Below are 15,773 nucleotides of genomic sequence, written 5' to 3' on the forward strand. Positions count from 1 at the left end.
GTGAGCGGAAGGGAGGGGGCTCAGCCCGCGGCCGCGCGGGCGGGCCCGGTCCCCGCCGCGCTCGCCAGGTCGACCAGTCCGCTCCGCACGTCGTCGCGGAACGACCGCATGAAGGACGGGCTGAAGCAGGCGGTGTAGTGCGGGAACTCGATGGCGAGCCGGCCTTCGAAGGAGACCACGCACGCCATGACGGGACTGCGTCCTGCCTGCGGGAAGTAGTGCTCGCGAGCCGGCACCAGGCGGACGTCGACGGCCTCCAGTCCGCTCGGCAGCCGCGGGCCCGCGACGACGCCCATGTTGGTGACGATCACTGTGGCCAGTTGCAGCGTGGGATTCCGGGGGATCTCCGGCGTGATGCGCATCTCGTGGAAGTGGTCACCGCGCGAGATGAAGTCGCCCAGGCGGGCGTGAACGGTACGCGCCAGGTTTAGGGGGTCCGGGGTCTCGGACACGTCGAGGGTCTGAAGGTGGGTGGTGACCGCGGGCACCATGTCGGACGTGGGCAGCGGCGGGGACAGCCGCGAGCGCAGGTCGACGGGGGAGAGGCAGCCGAGCGTGCGGGGGCCGTCACCGTCCAGGCGCCGCCTGGCGGTGGCCAGCAGCGTCGCGGCGACCAGCGCGTGCACGGAGACGCCACAGGCGCGTGCCGTGCGGCGCAGACGCGTGGTGAGTCCCGTGTCCAGGGTCAGCCGGCAGACCTCGATGTGCCCGTCCCCGGCTGCGCCCTCGTCGACCGCGCCGGTGGCGGACGGACGCCGCACGTCGTACGACACCAGCTCGACCGGGTGCCGTCTCGTCTCCTCCACACGGCCGTCGAGGTACTTGGCCGTGTCGGCCTCGTCGGCCGCGGGCAGCAACTGGCTGACGGGGCGCGGCCACTGCGGCGTGTCGGCCACGGAGGCTTCGAGGGTGGGCCCCTCGTGGACCAGCGTCCGGTAGCGGTCCCACAGCGCGTTGTGCAGCGCGATGCTGCTGTGGCCGTCCGTGACGGTGTGGTCGACCACCAGGACGAACAGGTGGCTCTCCCCGTCCGGCGCGCTGACCAGGACGGCGCGGCTCAGCGGCCCCCCGACGGGCAGAGGGCTGTTCAGCTCCGCCGCGTAGGCCTCGTCCTCGGCGCCGGTGCGGGTGACCAGCCGGGGCCGCTCGTCCTCGTCGAGCAGGCGCAGTACGTGACCCGCGCCCTCCTCGACGATGCGGGAACGAAGCGTCGGGTTCGCCTGTGTCATGGCGTCGAACGCGGCCGACAGCGCCTCGACGTCGACGCGTCCGCGCAGGGAACAGGACAGGACGGCCCTGCTTCTCTGGCCCACGTAGAGTGACTCGACCGGACACAGCACACGGTGCATGCCGTCAGCCTTCTTTCCCTCGTCCATCGTGTGTGTCCACGGCCCGGGAGCGGCCTGTCGCCGCCTGCTGGCCGCGGGAATCGGGGTCCCTCCGAGAGTGCACCGGGGAACGCGGCCGAATCCATCCGAGAACCCCGGTGCACGGCGAAGTCGCGTGTTTTCCTTAGAAGTCGGCTCGGGCCGTGAACTCCCTCGAACAGCAGTCGCTGGGGAAACACCTGAATCGCCGCTCGGGGCCCCGTCCTGGCTTGACCCGTCGGGCCCGGTATCTCACCGTGAGGTCCTGTGAAACCGGGGCTGGGCGATACGAATCCCCTTGCCTTTGGTGTGCGACCTCCCTTTTCCGCCTCGCGGGCCGGCCCGGCGCGTACACACACGCGAGGGCGCCACGGAGCGGTGGCCGCACCCGTCCGATCCGGCCGGGCCTTCTTCGTCCGGGACATTACGGCTTGTCACGTGAGGGTTGTGCTATGTCACTGCAGGAGGACGAACGTCGACCGCTGTCCGGGGCCCAGGAGGGCCTCTGGTACGCCGGGCGGCTCGCGCCGGACAGCGCCGCGTACAACACCGCGGAAGCGGTGGAGATCCAGGGGCCCCTCGACACCGGCCTGTTCGAGGCCGCGCTGCGGCGCACCGTCGGTGAGGCCGACACCTTCGCCCTGCGGTTCGTCGACACCGACGACGGTCCTCGGTGCCACCCCGCTCCGGACGCGGACGACTGGAGCCTGCACCGGGTCGACGTCAGCGGCGCCGAGGATCCCGAGGCCGCCGCGTGGGCGTTCATCCGCACGGACCTGGCGGCCCTCGTGGACACGGAGAAGGGCCCGCTGTTCTCGCACACCCTGCTGACCCTGGCCCCCGACCGCTTCATCTGGCTGCTGCGGGCCCATCACATCCTGCTGGACGGCTACAGCTACAAGCTCCTCGGGCGGCGCCTGGCGGAGACGTACAACGCGCTGGCAGAAGGACGCGAGCCGGACTCCTCCGGGTTCGCGCCGGTGAGCCGACTCCAGGCGGACGAGGAGACCTATCGCGGCTCCGAGCGGTACGTCCGCGACCGTGACCACTGGGCGCAGCGCCTGGCCGGGTTGCCCGAGCCCGCCCGGCTCACCTCCCGTACGGCCGCACCCACCGCTCCCTTCCTGCGCCGCACCGCCGAGTTGGAGGCCGCCGAAGCCGCAGCCCTCGACGCGGCCGCGGCCCGTCTCGGCGTCTCGCGCACCGACCTGCTGACCGCCGCCACCGCCGCGTATCTGCACCGCATGACCGGTGCGGGGGACCTGGTGCTCGGCCTGGCCACGATGAGCCGGCTCGGCAGCGCTGCGCTGCGCACCCCCGGCACGGCCTCCGACGTCCTTCCGCTGCGTGTGGCCGCCGCCCCCGGCACGCCCGTCGCGGAGCTGGTGCGGGCCGTCGCGGACGAACTGAAGGCGCTGCGCCGGCACCAGCAGTACCGGGGCGAGTTCATCCGCCGCGACCTGGGCCTCCTCGGCACCGGACGCCGGCTGTACGGGCCGGTGCTGAACATCGTCCCGTTCGACGAGCCCCTGACCTTCGGCGGCCACCCCGCCACCTGGCACCACCTGTCCGGCGGAGCGGTCGACGACCTCCAGATCTCGGTCCGGCCCGGGCGGAGGGCCGGTGGGATGTGGCTGGCCTTCGACGCCAACCCCGCCCTGTACGAGGAGGACGAGCTCGCCCTGCACCGCGACCGGTTCCTCAGGGTGCTGCGCGAGCTGGCCGAGGCCGAGCCGGCCACCCCGCTGCGGGACCTGGACCTCCTGCTGCCGGGCGAGCACCCCCGCGACACCCCCGTACGCACGTATCCCGTCGAGCGGACCCTCACGGAACTGTTCGAGGAACAGGCGGCGTCCCTGCCCGAGCGGACCGCCGTCACCTGCGGGGACGAACACCTCACGTACGCCGAGCTGAACGCGGAGGCCAACCGCCTGGCCCGGCTGCTGACCGGACGCGGCGCGGGCCCGGGGCGCGTGGTGGCGCTCGCGTTGGAGCGCGGGGTGCGGCTGCTGCCCGCCCTGCTGGCCGTCCTCAAGACGGGGGCGGCCTACCTGCCCCTGGACCCCGGGCATCCGGCCGAGCGGCTGCGGCTGGTCGTCGAGGACGCGGCGCCCGTCGTCCTGGTCACCGAGCGCGCCCACGCCCACCTGGCCGGGGACGCGGTTCCCGCCGTCCTCCTGGACGACCCGGAGGTCACGGCGGACCTCGCGCGCCGCTCCGGCGACGACCTCACCGACGCCGACCGGCAGGGGCCGACGAACCCGTCCGACACCGCGTACATCATCCACACCTCCGGCTCCACCGGCCGCCCCAAGGGCGTACCCGTGCCGCACGCCAACGTCGTGCGGCTGTTCGCCGCCGCGGCCGGGCACTTCGACTTCGGCGCGGACGACGTCTGGACGCTGTTCCACTCCTACGCCTTCGACTTCTCCGTGTGGGAGATCTGGGGCGCCCTGCTGCACGGCGGCCGGGTCGTCGTCGTCCCGTACGCCGTCAGCCGCTCGCCCAGGGACTTCCTGGAGCTGCTGCACCGGGAGGGCGTGACCGTCCTCAACCAGACGCCGTCCGCGTTCGAGCAGCTGATCGACGCCGACCTCGAACGGGACGGCGACACGGGGGCGCTGCGTTACGTCGTCTTCGGCGGGGAGGCCCTGCGCCCGGCCCGCCTGCGCCCCTGGGCCGACCGGCACGGACTGGACCGCCCGGCGCTGGTGAACATGTACGGCATCACCGAGACCACCGTGCACGTCACCCACCACCTCATCACCCGGGCGGACCTGGACGACCCGCGCCGCGGCAGCGTCATCGGCACCCCGCTCGCCGATCTGCGCGTCCACCTGCTCGACCCCGAGGGACGCCCGGTGCCGCCCGGCGCGACCGGCGAAATGTACGTCTCCGGTGCCGGCGTGGCCGTCGGATACCTGAACCGGCCCGAGCTGACCGCCGAACGCTTCCTCGACGACCCCTACGGCCCGCCCGGTACCCGCATGTACCGCTCGGGAGACCTGGCGCGGCGCCGCCCCGACGGCACCCTCGACTACCTCGGCCGGGCCGACGCTCAGGTCCAGCTCCGCGGCTTCCGCGTCGAGCCGGGCGAGATCGAGGCCGTCCTCGCCGCCCACCCCGGCGTCGCCCGCGCCGCAGTCGTGGTCCGCCGCGCCGACAACGGCGCCCAGCAGCTCGTCGCCTACACGGTGCCGACGGGTGACGGACCGGCGAACCCCGCCGACCTGCGCGCCCACGCCGCCGCCCACCTGCCCGAGCACATGGTCCCGGCCGCCTGCGTCCCCGTGGACGCGCTGCCGCTGACCGCCAACGGCAAGCTCGACGTCCAGGCCCTGCCCGCCCCGGACTTCGCCGCCGAGGCCTCCGGCACCCGCCCCGAGACGCCGCGACAGGCCCTCGTCTGCGCGCTGTTCGAAGACGTACTGAAGCTGCCCCGCGACACCGTGGGCACCGACGTCAACTTCTTCGACCTCGGCGGCGACTCCCTGCTCGCCACCCGCCTGCTGGCCCGCCTGCGGCACGAGACCGGCGCGGAGATCCCCATCACGGCCCTGTTCGAGACACCGACACCGGCCGCCCTCGCCCACCGGCTCGCCGCGCAGTCCGACACCGCCCTGCCCCGGCCCGCCCTCGGTCACGCCGTACGCCCGGAACGCGTACCGCTGTCCTTCGCCCAGGAACGCATGTGGTTCCTCAACCGCCTCGACGGCGGAGCGGCCACCTACAACATCCCGCTCCTCGTCGCGCTGGACGCCGACCTCGACGCCGAGGCGCTGGAAGCGGCCCTCGGCGACCTGGCCGACCGCCACGAGAGCCTGCGCACCGTGGTCGCCGAGCACGACGGCGTGCCGTACCAGCGGATCGTGCCGCCCGGCCGACTGCGGCCGGAGCTGCGCCGCGTCGACTGCCCCGCCGCCGAGACCACCGCCCACGTCACCGCCGCACTGCGGCACCGGTTCGACCTGACCGCGCAGAGCCCGCTGGCCGCCTGGCTGCTGGGCACCGGCACCGACCGGACCCTGCTGCTCGTGCTGCACCACAGCGCGGCCGACGGCTGGTCGCTGCGCCCCTTCGCCGACGACCTGAGCACCGCGTACGCGGCCCGCCGCGCGGGCCGGGCGCCCCGGTGGACCCCGCTGCCGGTGCAGTACGCCGACTACGCGCTGTGGCAGCGCGCCCTGCTGGCGCCCGAACCGGACGGCACGGGCCGGCTGGAGCGGCTCACCGCCCACTGGCGCGCCGCTCTGGACGGTCTGCCCGAGGAGTGCACCCTGCCCGGCGACCGGCCGCGCCCCGCCGCGCCGCGCGGTGGCGGCGCGCACGTCGAGACCGTCATCGACGCCGCTCTGCACCGTGACCTGCTGGGTCTCGCCGACCGCGAGAACACCAGCCTGTTCATGGTGCTGCACGCCGCCGTCAGCGCCCTGCTCACCCGCTGCGGCGCCGGCGAGGACATCGTCCTCGGCACCCCGGTCGCGGGCCGCACCGAACCCGCCCTCGACCACCTCATCGGCCTGATCACCAACACCCTGGTCCTGCGGGCCGACACCTCCGGCGACCCCGCCTTCCGCGACCTCCTCGCCCGGTTGCGCACGGCCGATCTTGCCGCCCTGGACCACCAGGACCTGCCCTTCGACCGGCTGGTCGAGGAACTCAACCCGCCGCGTAGGGCCGGGCGGCACCCCCTCTTCCAGGTGATGCTGGCCCTCCAGAACAACGAACCCGCCGTACTCGAACTGGACGGCCACCAGGCTCACTTGCAGCCGACCGCCACCGGCACCGCCAAGTTCGACCTCTTCGTGGACGTGTTGGAGCGCCGCGCTGCCGACGGTGCCCCCGACGGCCTCGCGCTGCACGTCGAGTACGCCACGGACCTGTACGACGCCGGCACGGCCGAGGCGTTCGCCCACGCCCTGCACGACGTCCTGCGCACGGTGTGCGCAGAGCCCGGCGTCCGCGTCGGACAGCTGCCCACGATCCCCGAGCGCGCCCCCGCCCCCGCCGCTGCCGACACCGGGGAGCTGGAGGACGCGGCACTGTCCGTCCCCGGCGTCCGCGACGCCCGCGCCCTTCCCGGCACCGACGGCGAGCCGCCGCGCCTGTACGTGGTGCTTGGACGGGGGGACGCCGCCGAACGCGTCGAGGACGTATTGGACCGCGCGGGCCACGGCACGGTCCGCGTCACGGCGGTCAACGCGCTGCCCCACGACGCCGACGGCACCGTCGACACAGCGGCGCTGCGTTCCCTGCCCGCCGTCGACCGCGCCGCGGCCCAGGCCTGGCAGGAGCGGCTGGCCCGCGTTCCCGGCGTCACCGCCGCCGAAGTGTCGGTCGAGGACACCCCCGGGGAACTGGGGCGCCGCCACGCCGGCCTGCCCGACCGCACGCCGGAACCCGCGTCGGCCGACAGCACCGGGAGCGCGGCCGAGACCTCCGCCGTCCCGGCGCTCAGTGAGGGTCCCGCGCCTGCCGAGCCGTCCGTGTCCGGCTGGGCGCAGGCCCTGCGGCGCGCGGCGGAGCTGGACCGGGGCGACATCGTGCACGTCCACGCCGACGGCAGTGAGCACCGGCGCAGCTATGCCTCCCTGATCCCGGAGGCTTCACGTGTACTGGCCGGTCTGCGGCGGGCGGGCCTGCGCCCCGGCGACCAGGTCATCCTCCAGTGCGATGTGAGCGAGGACTTCCTCGCCGTGCTGTGGGGCTGCATCCTCGGCGGTTTCGTCGCCGTGCCGCTGACCGTGCCGGCCTCCTACGACACTCCTTCGGCGGCGTTGACGAAGCTGGAGGGCATCTGGCGGATGCTGGGCCGGCCCTGGGTCGTGTGCTCCGCCGGCCGCGAGGCCGGGCTGCGTGACGTGGCCGCCCGGCAGGAGTGGCCCGGGCTGCGGCTGACCACGGCCGACGCGCTGCGTGAGGCACCGGAGGACCACGACTGGCACCCCGCCCGGCCGGACGACCTCATCCTGATGCTGATGACGTCCGGCAGCACGGGCCTGCCCAAGGCGGTGCGGCTCACCCACCGCAACGTGCTGACCCGCTCCGCTGCCACCGAGCAGATGAACGGACTGGACAGCACCGATGTCTCGCTGAACTGGATCCCGCTGGACCATGTCACCGGCGTGGTGATGTTCCACCTGCGCGATGTCTATCTGGGCTGCCGCCAGATCCACGCCCCGACCTCCTGGATCCTTCAGGACCCGCTGCGCTGGATGGACCTGGCCGACCGGCACCGGGTCACCGTCACCTGGGCGCCCAACTTCGCCTTCGGTCTCCTCGCCGAGGAATCCCACCGCTTCACGGACCGCACCTGGGACCTGTCGCCGATGCGGCTGGTGATGAACGCCGGTGAGGTCGTCGTGGCGTCGGCCGCCCGCCGCTTCCTGCACACGCTGAAGCCCTTCGGCCTGCCGCAGAACGTGATGCATCCGGGTTGGGGGATGTCGGAGACCTGCTCGGTGGTCACGGACGCCGTCCTGCCCGGTGAACCCGCCGCGGACGAGGGGACGTTCGTCAGCTGCGGGCGTCCCTACCCCGGGTTCGCCATGCGGATCGTGGACGAGCGGGGCAACGTGCTGACCGAGGGAGAGGCGGGCCGGTTCCAGGTCCGCGGTACCTCGGTCACCGGCGGCTACCACGACAACCCGGGCGCCAACGCCGAGGCGTTCACCGAGGACGGCTGGTTCGACACCGGCGACCTGGCGTTCCTGCGCGAGGGCGAGCTGTACATCACCGGCCGCGCCAAGGACGTCATCATCGTCAACGGCGTCAACCACTACAGCCACGAGATCGAAGCCTGCGTGGAGGAACTGCCGTACGTGGAGCGCAGTTTCACCGCCGCGGTCGCGGTGCGCTCCGATCCGTCCTCGCCCACCGACGAACTGGCCCTCTTCTTCCACCTCACCCCCGAGGCCGCCACCCGGGACACCGCCGGTGTCCTGCGGGAGATCGCCGGCAAGGTCACCCGGGAGATCGGCGTCAGCCCCGCCTTCCTGATCCCGGTCGAGCCGGACGCCATCCCCAAGACCGAGATCGGCAAGATCCAGCGCACCAGGCTGCGCAAGAACTTCGAGGCCGGCGCCTTCGACGACCAGGTGCGCGCCGCCCAGGTGCTGCTGGGCACCGCCGCCACCGTCCCCGACTGGTTCCTGCGCCCGGTCTGGCAGCGGGCGGAACGCCCGGACTCACGCGCCGCGTCCGCCGGCCGGCACACCCTCGTGCTGACCGGCGGCGACCCCCGGGTGCAGCGGCTCGCCGACCGGCTCGCCGACGCGCTGCGGGACGGCGGCGGCCTGTGCACGGTGGTCGGCGACGGGACGGCGTACGCGCGTCTCGACGCCGCCCGCTACTACGTCCGCCCTGCCGAGGAAGCGGACTGCACCGAGCTGCTGCGACAGCTGGAGCGCGACCAGCGCCCCGTCGACGCCGTCGTCCACCTCGGCGGGCTGCGTGTCACCGGGACGCCGGAGCAGGCGCCGTACGACACGACCGGTACCGAGCGCCTGCTCGCGCTCGCCCGCGCCCTCGCCGCCCGGCCCGGCCGGCAGCGCCCCGTCGACCTGGTGTACGTGACGGCGGGTGCCCGGGCCGTGCGCCCCGGGGACCGTCCCTGCCCCGCGCAGGCCATGGCGGGCGCCCTGCTCAAATCGCTGCAGGAGGAGTTCGGCTGGCTGCGCGGGGCGCACCTCGATCTCCCGCCGAACGACGGTGGGGACCCGCTGCCCGTCCTGCTGGCCGAGGCGACGGTCGCCGCGGACGGCGCGGAGGTGGCGTACCGCGACGGGCGTCGTCACGTACGCCGCCTCGCTGCCCTGCCCGACACACCATCGCGCGCCCAGACGCCCGCACCCGACGGCTTCACCCTGATCACCGGAGGACTGGGCGGCGTCGGCAGCGAGATCGCGGCCCATCTGCTGCGCACGCCCGGGACGCGGCTGCTGATCATGGGCCGCACCCCGCAGGCCGAACTCGAGCCCCAGGGAGCCGAATCGGGCCGCGCGGAGGCCCTCCGGCGACTGCGCGAGCTGGGCGAGGTCCGCTACGCCCGCGCCGACGTCACCGACGAACGCCAGGTGCGGGCCGCGGTGGACGCGGCCACCGAGGCGTGGGGCGTGCCGCCGGCGTCGGTGCTGCACCTGGCCGGAACCCTCGTCGAACGCCCCGTGGGCGACCTGGACGCCGCCACCTGGCGCCGGGCGCTGGAGGCGAAGGTGCGCGGTGCGTGGACCCTGCACCGGCTCACCGAGGACCACCCGGTCGGCTCCTTCGTCACCTTCTCCTCGGTGAACGGCTACTTCGGCGGTGCCATGAACGCCGCCTACGCCGCCGCCAACGCCTACCTCGACGCCCTCGCCCTGCACCGCCGAAGCCTCGGTCTGCCCGCGCAGTCCCTGGCCTGGAGCATGTGGCGCGAGCACGGCATGAGCCGCGGCTACCGGCTCACCGCGCTCACCGAGGCCCGCGGCTACCGGCTGCTCGACGCGCCCACCGCACTGCGCTCGTTCGACCTGGCCCGCACCCTGGACGAACCGCACCTCCTGATCGGCGCCGACCGCAGCGCCCCCTGGGTCCGCAGCCACGTGGTGGCCCCGGTCCGCCAAGTGCGGCGCCTGGCCGCGCGCGTCGGCCTGGAGGACGGCGCCGACCTGGGCGCCCTGTACCGCGCGGCGGCCGACAGCGCCGGCGCGACCGGCGTGGGCGACGACTGGGCGCTGCGTTCGGCGGGCACCACCGAACACCGTGACCAGGCGGACCCGGGCGAGGACCCGCGGCGGCTGGAGAGCCGGCTCGCCGAGGTGTGGTGCGGGGTCCTGGGCCGCGACCGGGTGGGCAGGGACGAGAACTTCTTCGACCTGGGCGGCAACTCACTGCTCCTCGTCACCGCCCAGTCCGCCGTCAACAGCGCCTTCGACACCGACCTCTCGGTCGTCGACCTGTTCGCCCACCCCACCGTGCGCGACCTGGCCCGCCACCTGTCGACGCGCACCGGCACCCGGGCGGCCGCGGAGCCGTCACCCCCGGGCGAGTCCTCAGGACAGCGGACCGCCGCCCCCGCAGCACAACGGTCCGCCGAGGCCGCCCCCAGCGGCCTGGACCGAGCCAAGGAACAAGCACAGCGGCAGCGTGCGGCCCGCGCGCGCCGTACCGCACGGCACGGGAAGGACCGAGGCCATGTCTGACACCACCGAACCGCACGAGCAGGAGGCCCCCGCCGTCGCCGTCATCGGCATGGCGGGCCGCTTCCCCGGCGCCGACGACCTCGACACCTTCTGGGACAACCTCGCGGCGGGCCGGGAATCCGTACGGCCCGTCACCGACGACGAGTTCCTCGCCGCGGGCGGCGACCCGCGCGACCTCGACGACCCCTCACTGGTCCGCATGGCCTCCGTCGTCGAGGGCATGGACCGCTTCGACTCCGGCTTCTTCGGCTACAGCCCCGCCGAGGCCGCCGTGGTCGACCCGCAGCAGCGGCTGCTGCTGGAGACGGCCTACCACGCCCTGGAGGACGCCGGCTGCCTCGGCGGCGACCGCACATACGAGGCGTTCGGCGTGTACGCGGGCAGCGGCGACAGCCGCTACTACCCCGCCCACGTGTACCCGCGCTACGCCGGGCAGCCCGGCTCGGTCGCGCTCGTGCACGCGGCCACCGCCAACTCCCTCGGCACCCTCGCCACCCGCGTCTCCTACGAGCTGGGCCTGACCGGCCCGAGCGTGTCGCTGCAGACGGCCTGCTCCACCGCGCTCGTCGCCGTGCACACCGCCTGCCAGGACCTGCTCGACTACCGCTGCGACACCGCGCTCGCCGCCGCCGTCTCCCTCAACCCCTCGGCCGCCCTGGGCTACCGGCACGTACCCGACGGCCCCTTCTCGCCCGACGGCCACTGCCGCGCCTTCGCCGCGGACGCCGCCGGCACCTCCTCCGGCGACGGCGTGGGAGCCGTCGTGCTCAAGCGCCTGGAGGACGCGCTCGCCGACGGTGACCGCATTCGCGCCGTCATCCGGGGCAGCGCCGTCAACAACGACGGCCGCCGCAAGGTCGGCTTCAGCGCGCCCAGTGCCGCCGGGCAGACCGAGGTCATCCTCGCGGCGCAGGCCCAGGCGGAGGTCGACGCCGGCACCATCGGCCTGATCGAGGCGCACGGCACCGCCACCAAGCTCGGCGACCCGATCGAAGTGTCCGCGCTCACCGAGGCGTTCCGGCAGAGCACGCAGCGGACCGGGTTCTGCGCCCTGGGCTCGGTGAAGACCAACATCGGCCACCTGGGCGCGGCCGCCGGCATCGCCGGGCTCATCAAGGCGGTCCTCGCCCTGGAGCACCGGCAGATCCCGCCGAGCCTGCACTTCGACCGGCCCAACCCCCTCATCGACTTCGCCTCCGGGCCCTTCCGCGTGCCCACCGCCCTGGAGGACTGGCCTGCGGGCGACCACCCCCGCCGGGCCGCCGTCAGCGCCTTCGGGATCGGCGGAACCAACGCCCACGTCATCCTGGAGGAGGCCCCGCCTGTCGCCCCGGCCGCGCCCTGCCCGCCCGAGGACGGACGCCGCCTGGTGCTGCCGCTGTCCGCGCGGACCGCCGGCGCCCTGCGCGGCCAGGCCGACGCCCTCGCCCGGCACCTGGAGCGGCGTCCCGAGCTGCGCCTGGACGACGTCGCGCACTCCCTGCGCGCGGACCGGCCCGCGCTGCGCCACCGCCTCACCGTCACGGCGGCCTCCCGTGAGGAGGCCCTCGACGCCCTGCGTGCCGCCGCGCCGGGCACCCCGCCGCTGTCCGACGAGCCCGCCCGCGTGGCGTTCCTGCTGCCGGGCGGCGGCACCCAGTACGCCGGCATGGGAGCGGAGCTCCACCGCGACCACGGCGTCTACCGCGACATCGTCGACGAGTGCGCCCGCATCCTGCGCCCCGCACTCGGCAGCGACGTCCGTACCGCCCTGTTCGAGGAGCAGCGGCCCGATGACACCGCCGCGTTCCTCGGCCTGGTGGTGACCGAGTACGCCCTGGCCCGCACCCTCATGGAACAGGGCGTGCGCCCGGACGCGCTGATCGGCCACTCGCTCGGCGAGTACACGGCCGCCTGCCTGGCCGGGGTCATCGACCTGGAGGACATGCTGCCCCTGGTCACCGAACGCATCCGGCTCATCAGCTCCGCGGGCGGCGCCACCGTCGGCGTGGCCGCCCCGGCCGAGGAGGTACAGCCGCTGCTCGACGAGGAGCTGTCGCTGGCCGCGGCGAACGGCCCCAGCGCCTGCACCGTCGCCGGACACCTCGACGCCGTCACCCGCTTCGAGGCCGAACTCACCCGCCGGGGCGTGCCGTTCCGCCGCCTGCGCATCCCCGTCGCGGCCCACTCCCACGTCCTGGACCCGGTCCTGCCGACGTTCGAGGCCCACCTGCGCCAGGTCACGCTGCGCCCGCCGCGGATCCCGTACGTCACCAACGTCACGGGCACCTGGGTCACCGACGACCAGGCCACCTCCGTCCGGCACTGGCTCGACCACACCAGGAACACCGTGCGGTTCGCCGACGGCATCACCGCCCTGTGGGACCGCCTGCGCCCCGTGCTGGTGGAGATCGGGCCGGGGGACACCCTGACCAAGCTGGCCACCGGGCGGCTCGCCGACGAGGCGCCCGTGACGGTGACCACCATGCGACACGCCAAGGCCGAGGCCTCCGACGGGTTCGTCCTCGCGGAGGCCCTGGGCCGGCTGTGGAGCGCGGGCGTGGACACCGCCCTCCCGCCCGTGCCGGACACGGCCCGACGGGTCCCGCTGCCGCCGTACGCCTTCGAACGCCACCGCCACTGGATCGACGCCCCCGGCGCCCGCACGGACCCCGCCGCGCCCGACACACCCGCCGAGGCGGAGGCGGGCCCGGCCCTCGCCCCCCGGCCCCGGCTGACCACCGAGCACGTGCCGCCGCGCTCCGACCGCGAACAGGCGGTCACCCGGCTGTGGGAGGAGACCCTCGGCATCGGCGGCATCGGCGTGCACGACAACTTCTTCGACCTCGGCGGCGACTCGATGCGCGCCGTGCTGCTGGCGGGCCGGCTGCGCCAGGCCGGCGTCCTCGACATCCCGGCGGCGAAGCTGCTGGCCGCGCCCACGGTGGCCGGCGTCCTCGCCGAGGAGCCGGGCGAGGACACGGCGGGAGGCGCCCCCGTCACCGCGCTCGGCCCGCTGCTGCCGCTGCGCGCGGAGGGCACCGCCACCCCCTTGTTCTGTCTCCACCCCGGCGCGGGCGTGTCCTGGCGCTACACGGGCCTGCTGCCCCACCTCGGCGGCGACCAGCCCGTGTACGGCATCCAGGCGGCCGGCCTCGACGGCACCCGGCCGCCCGCACCGGACGCCGCCGCCATGGTCAGCGGGTACCTGGAGCTGGTGCGGCAGGTGCAGCCGCACGGCCCGTACCGGTTGCTGGGCTGGTCCTACGGCGGATTCGTCGCGCACGCCATGGCCTGCGCGCTCCAGGAGAGCGGCGAGCGGGTCGAACTCCTCGCCATGCTCGACGCGCCGCAGCCGCACGGCACGACCTACGAGCCCGAGGCGGCGGAACGACAGGTGGCCGCACTGCTGTCGAGGGTGGCCGGGCTGCCCGTCGAACCGGGGGCCGCGCCGCCGGACGTCGACACCGTCCTGGACCGTATCGAGGCCGGCCTCGCGGCCGACCCGTCCAGTGCGCCCGTCACGCGCGCCGAGGCGGCCGCGATCGCCGCCGTCATGCGCAACAACCTGCGCGTCGCCCCGCAGTTCACGCCCGGTGTGTACCGCGGTGACGTGCTGTTCTTCAGCGCGGCCCAGGAGGAGCCGACCGAATTCCCGGCGGACCTGGCGGTGCTGCCCGGCAAGGCCGACAGCTGGCGGCCCCACGTCGACGGCACCCTGCACGACCACCGAGTGCCCTGCGGCCACTACGAGATGACCGAACCCGAGCCGATCGCCCGTATCGGCGAGGCGGTCGCCAAGGCCCTGAGCGGACTCCACGAGTGAGCCGCCGGGCGCCGTCCGCCCCGATCCCCGACCCACCGAGTACGCCCCGACCGTTCAGGAGACCCCGCGTGAACGCGACCCAGGACCTCTACGAGCTCGGCGACGCGCCCGAGATCGGCACCGTCCCCAAGAAGATGTACGCCTCGCTCATCCGCCGCGAGCGCTACGGCCGGCCCGTCGACGCCTTCCGCACCGAGGTGGTCGACGTCCCTCCCGTCGGCCGCGGCCAGGTGCTGGTGAAGGTGATGGCGGCCGGCATCAACTACAACAACGTGTGGGCCGCGCTGGGTTCACCACTCGACGTGATCGCCGCACGCCAGAAGGCGGGCGCCACCGAGGACTTCCACATCGGCGGCTCCGACCTGTCCGGGATCGTGTGGGCGGTCGGCGAGGACGTGCGCGGGGTGAGCCTCGGTGACGAGGTCGTCGTCCTCGCCAACCGGTGGGACGAGGCCGCCGAGGACATCCGCCTCGGCGCCGACCCGGCCTTCTCGACCAGCCAGCGGGTGTGGGGCTACGAGGAGAACTACGGCTCCTTCGCACAGTTCGCGGTCGTCGACGACTACATGTGCCACCCCAAGCCGGCCCGGCTGTCCTGGGCGGAGGCCGCCTGCTACATGGCGACCGCCGCCACCGCCTACCGCCAGCTCTTCGGCTGGGAACCGCACACGGTGCGACCGGGCGACCCGGTGCTGATCTGGGGCGGCGCCGGCGGCCTGGGCTGCATCGCCATCCAGCTGGTCCGGCACGTCGGTGGCATCCCGGTCGCGGTCGTCTCCAACGAGGAACGCGGCGAGTTCTGCCTCAAGCTGGGCGCCAAGGGGTGGATCGACCGGCGGGAGTTCGATCACTGGGGGCGGCTGCCGGACACCTCCGACGAGGCCGCGATGGCCCGCTGGCTGTCCGGCGCCCGCGCCTTCGGCCGGCGCTTCTGGGACGTGCTCGGCGAGCGCCGCAGCCCGCGCATCGTGCTGGAGCACTCGGGCGCCGACACCATCCCCACCTCCATGTACCTGTGCGACAACGGCGGCATGGTCGTCATCTGCGGCGGCACCACCGGCTACAACGGCGACGTGGACCTGCGCTTCCTGTGGATGCGGCAGAAGCGGCTCCAGGGGTCGCACGTGGCCAGCGCCCGCGAGGCACGGGAGATCACCCGGCTGATCGACCAGGGCGTCGTCGACCCCTGTCTGTCCCGGACCTTCGACTTCGACGAGATCGGCCTGGCCCACCAGCTCATCCACGACAACCGCCACCCGGCGGGCAACATGGCGGTGCTGGTGAACGCCCGGATGTGACGGGCTCGGCTCCCGCGGCCGTCCGCCGGGTGGACCTCGTCGTGTGTTCGGGTGATATGCCCCGGGCGTGCCGGGTACTCGCGGCGAGGTACGACGCACGCGCTATCGCGGGAGGTATCCC

4 protein-coding genes are annotated in these 15,773 nt (G+C 74.2%); 3 read left to right on the top strand and 1 reads right to left on the bottom strand.

Going from position 1 to position 15,773, the window contains the following annotated elements; all coding sequences use genetic code 11:
* Positions 1-20: 20 nt before the first annotated feature.
* Positions 21-1,349, bottom strand: a complete 1,329-nt coding sequence (locus ACIBBD_RS18240; protein WP_399420426.1) for a condensation domain-containing protein — start codon at positions 1,347-1,349, stop codon at positions 21-23.
* A gap of 470 nt (positions 1,350-1,819) precedes the next feature.
* Between ACIBBD_RS18240 and ACIBBD_RS18245 the strand changes: the two genes are divergently transcribed.
* The 3 genes from ACIBBD_RS18245 (at position 1,820) to ccrA (ending at position 15,652) form a co-directional block, all read left to right on the top strand.
* Positions 1,820-10,549 (top strand): amino acid adenylation domain-containing protein, encoded by an 8,730-nt coding sequence (locus ACIBBD_RS18245; RefSeq protein WP_399420427.1) that lies wholly within the window; start codon positions 1,820-1,822, stop codon positions 10,547-10,549.
* Positions 10,542-14,354 (top strand): type I polyketide synthase, encoded by a 3,813-nt coding sequence (locus ACIBBD_RS18250; protein ID WP_399420428.1) that lies wholly within the window; start codon positions 10,542-10,544, stop codon positions 14,352-14,354. Before ACIBBD_RS18245 ends, ACIBBD_RS18250 begins: the two co-directional genes overlap by 8 nt.
* 68 nt (positions 14,355-14,422) lie before the next feature.
* The gene (ccrA, locus tag ACIBBD_RS18255; RefSeq protein WP_399420429.1) at positions 14,423-15,652 is read left to right on the top strand and encodes a crotonyl-CoA carboxylase/reductase; all 1,230 of its coding nucleotides are present in this window, start codon (positions 14,423-14,425) and stop codon (positions 15,650-15,652) included.
* The last annotated feature ends 121 nt before the right edge of the window (positions 15,653-15,773 follow it).

Origin of the sequence: Streptomyces sp. NPDC051315 (genome assembly GCF_044455165.1) — a bacterium.
Classification (GTDB): Bacteria; Actinomycetota; Actinomycetes; order Streptomycetales; family Streptomycetaceae; genus Streptomyces.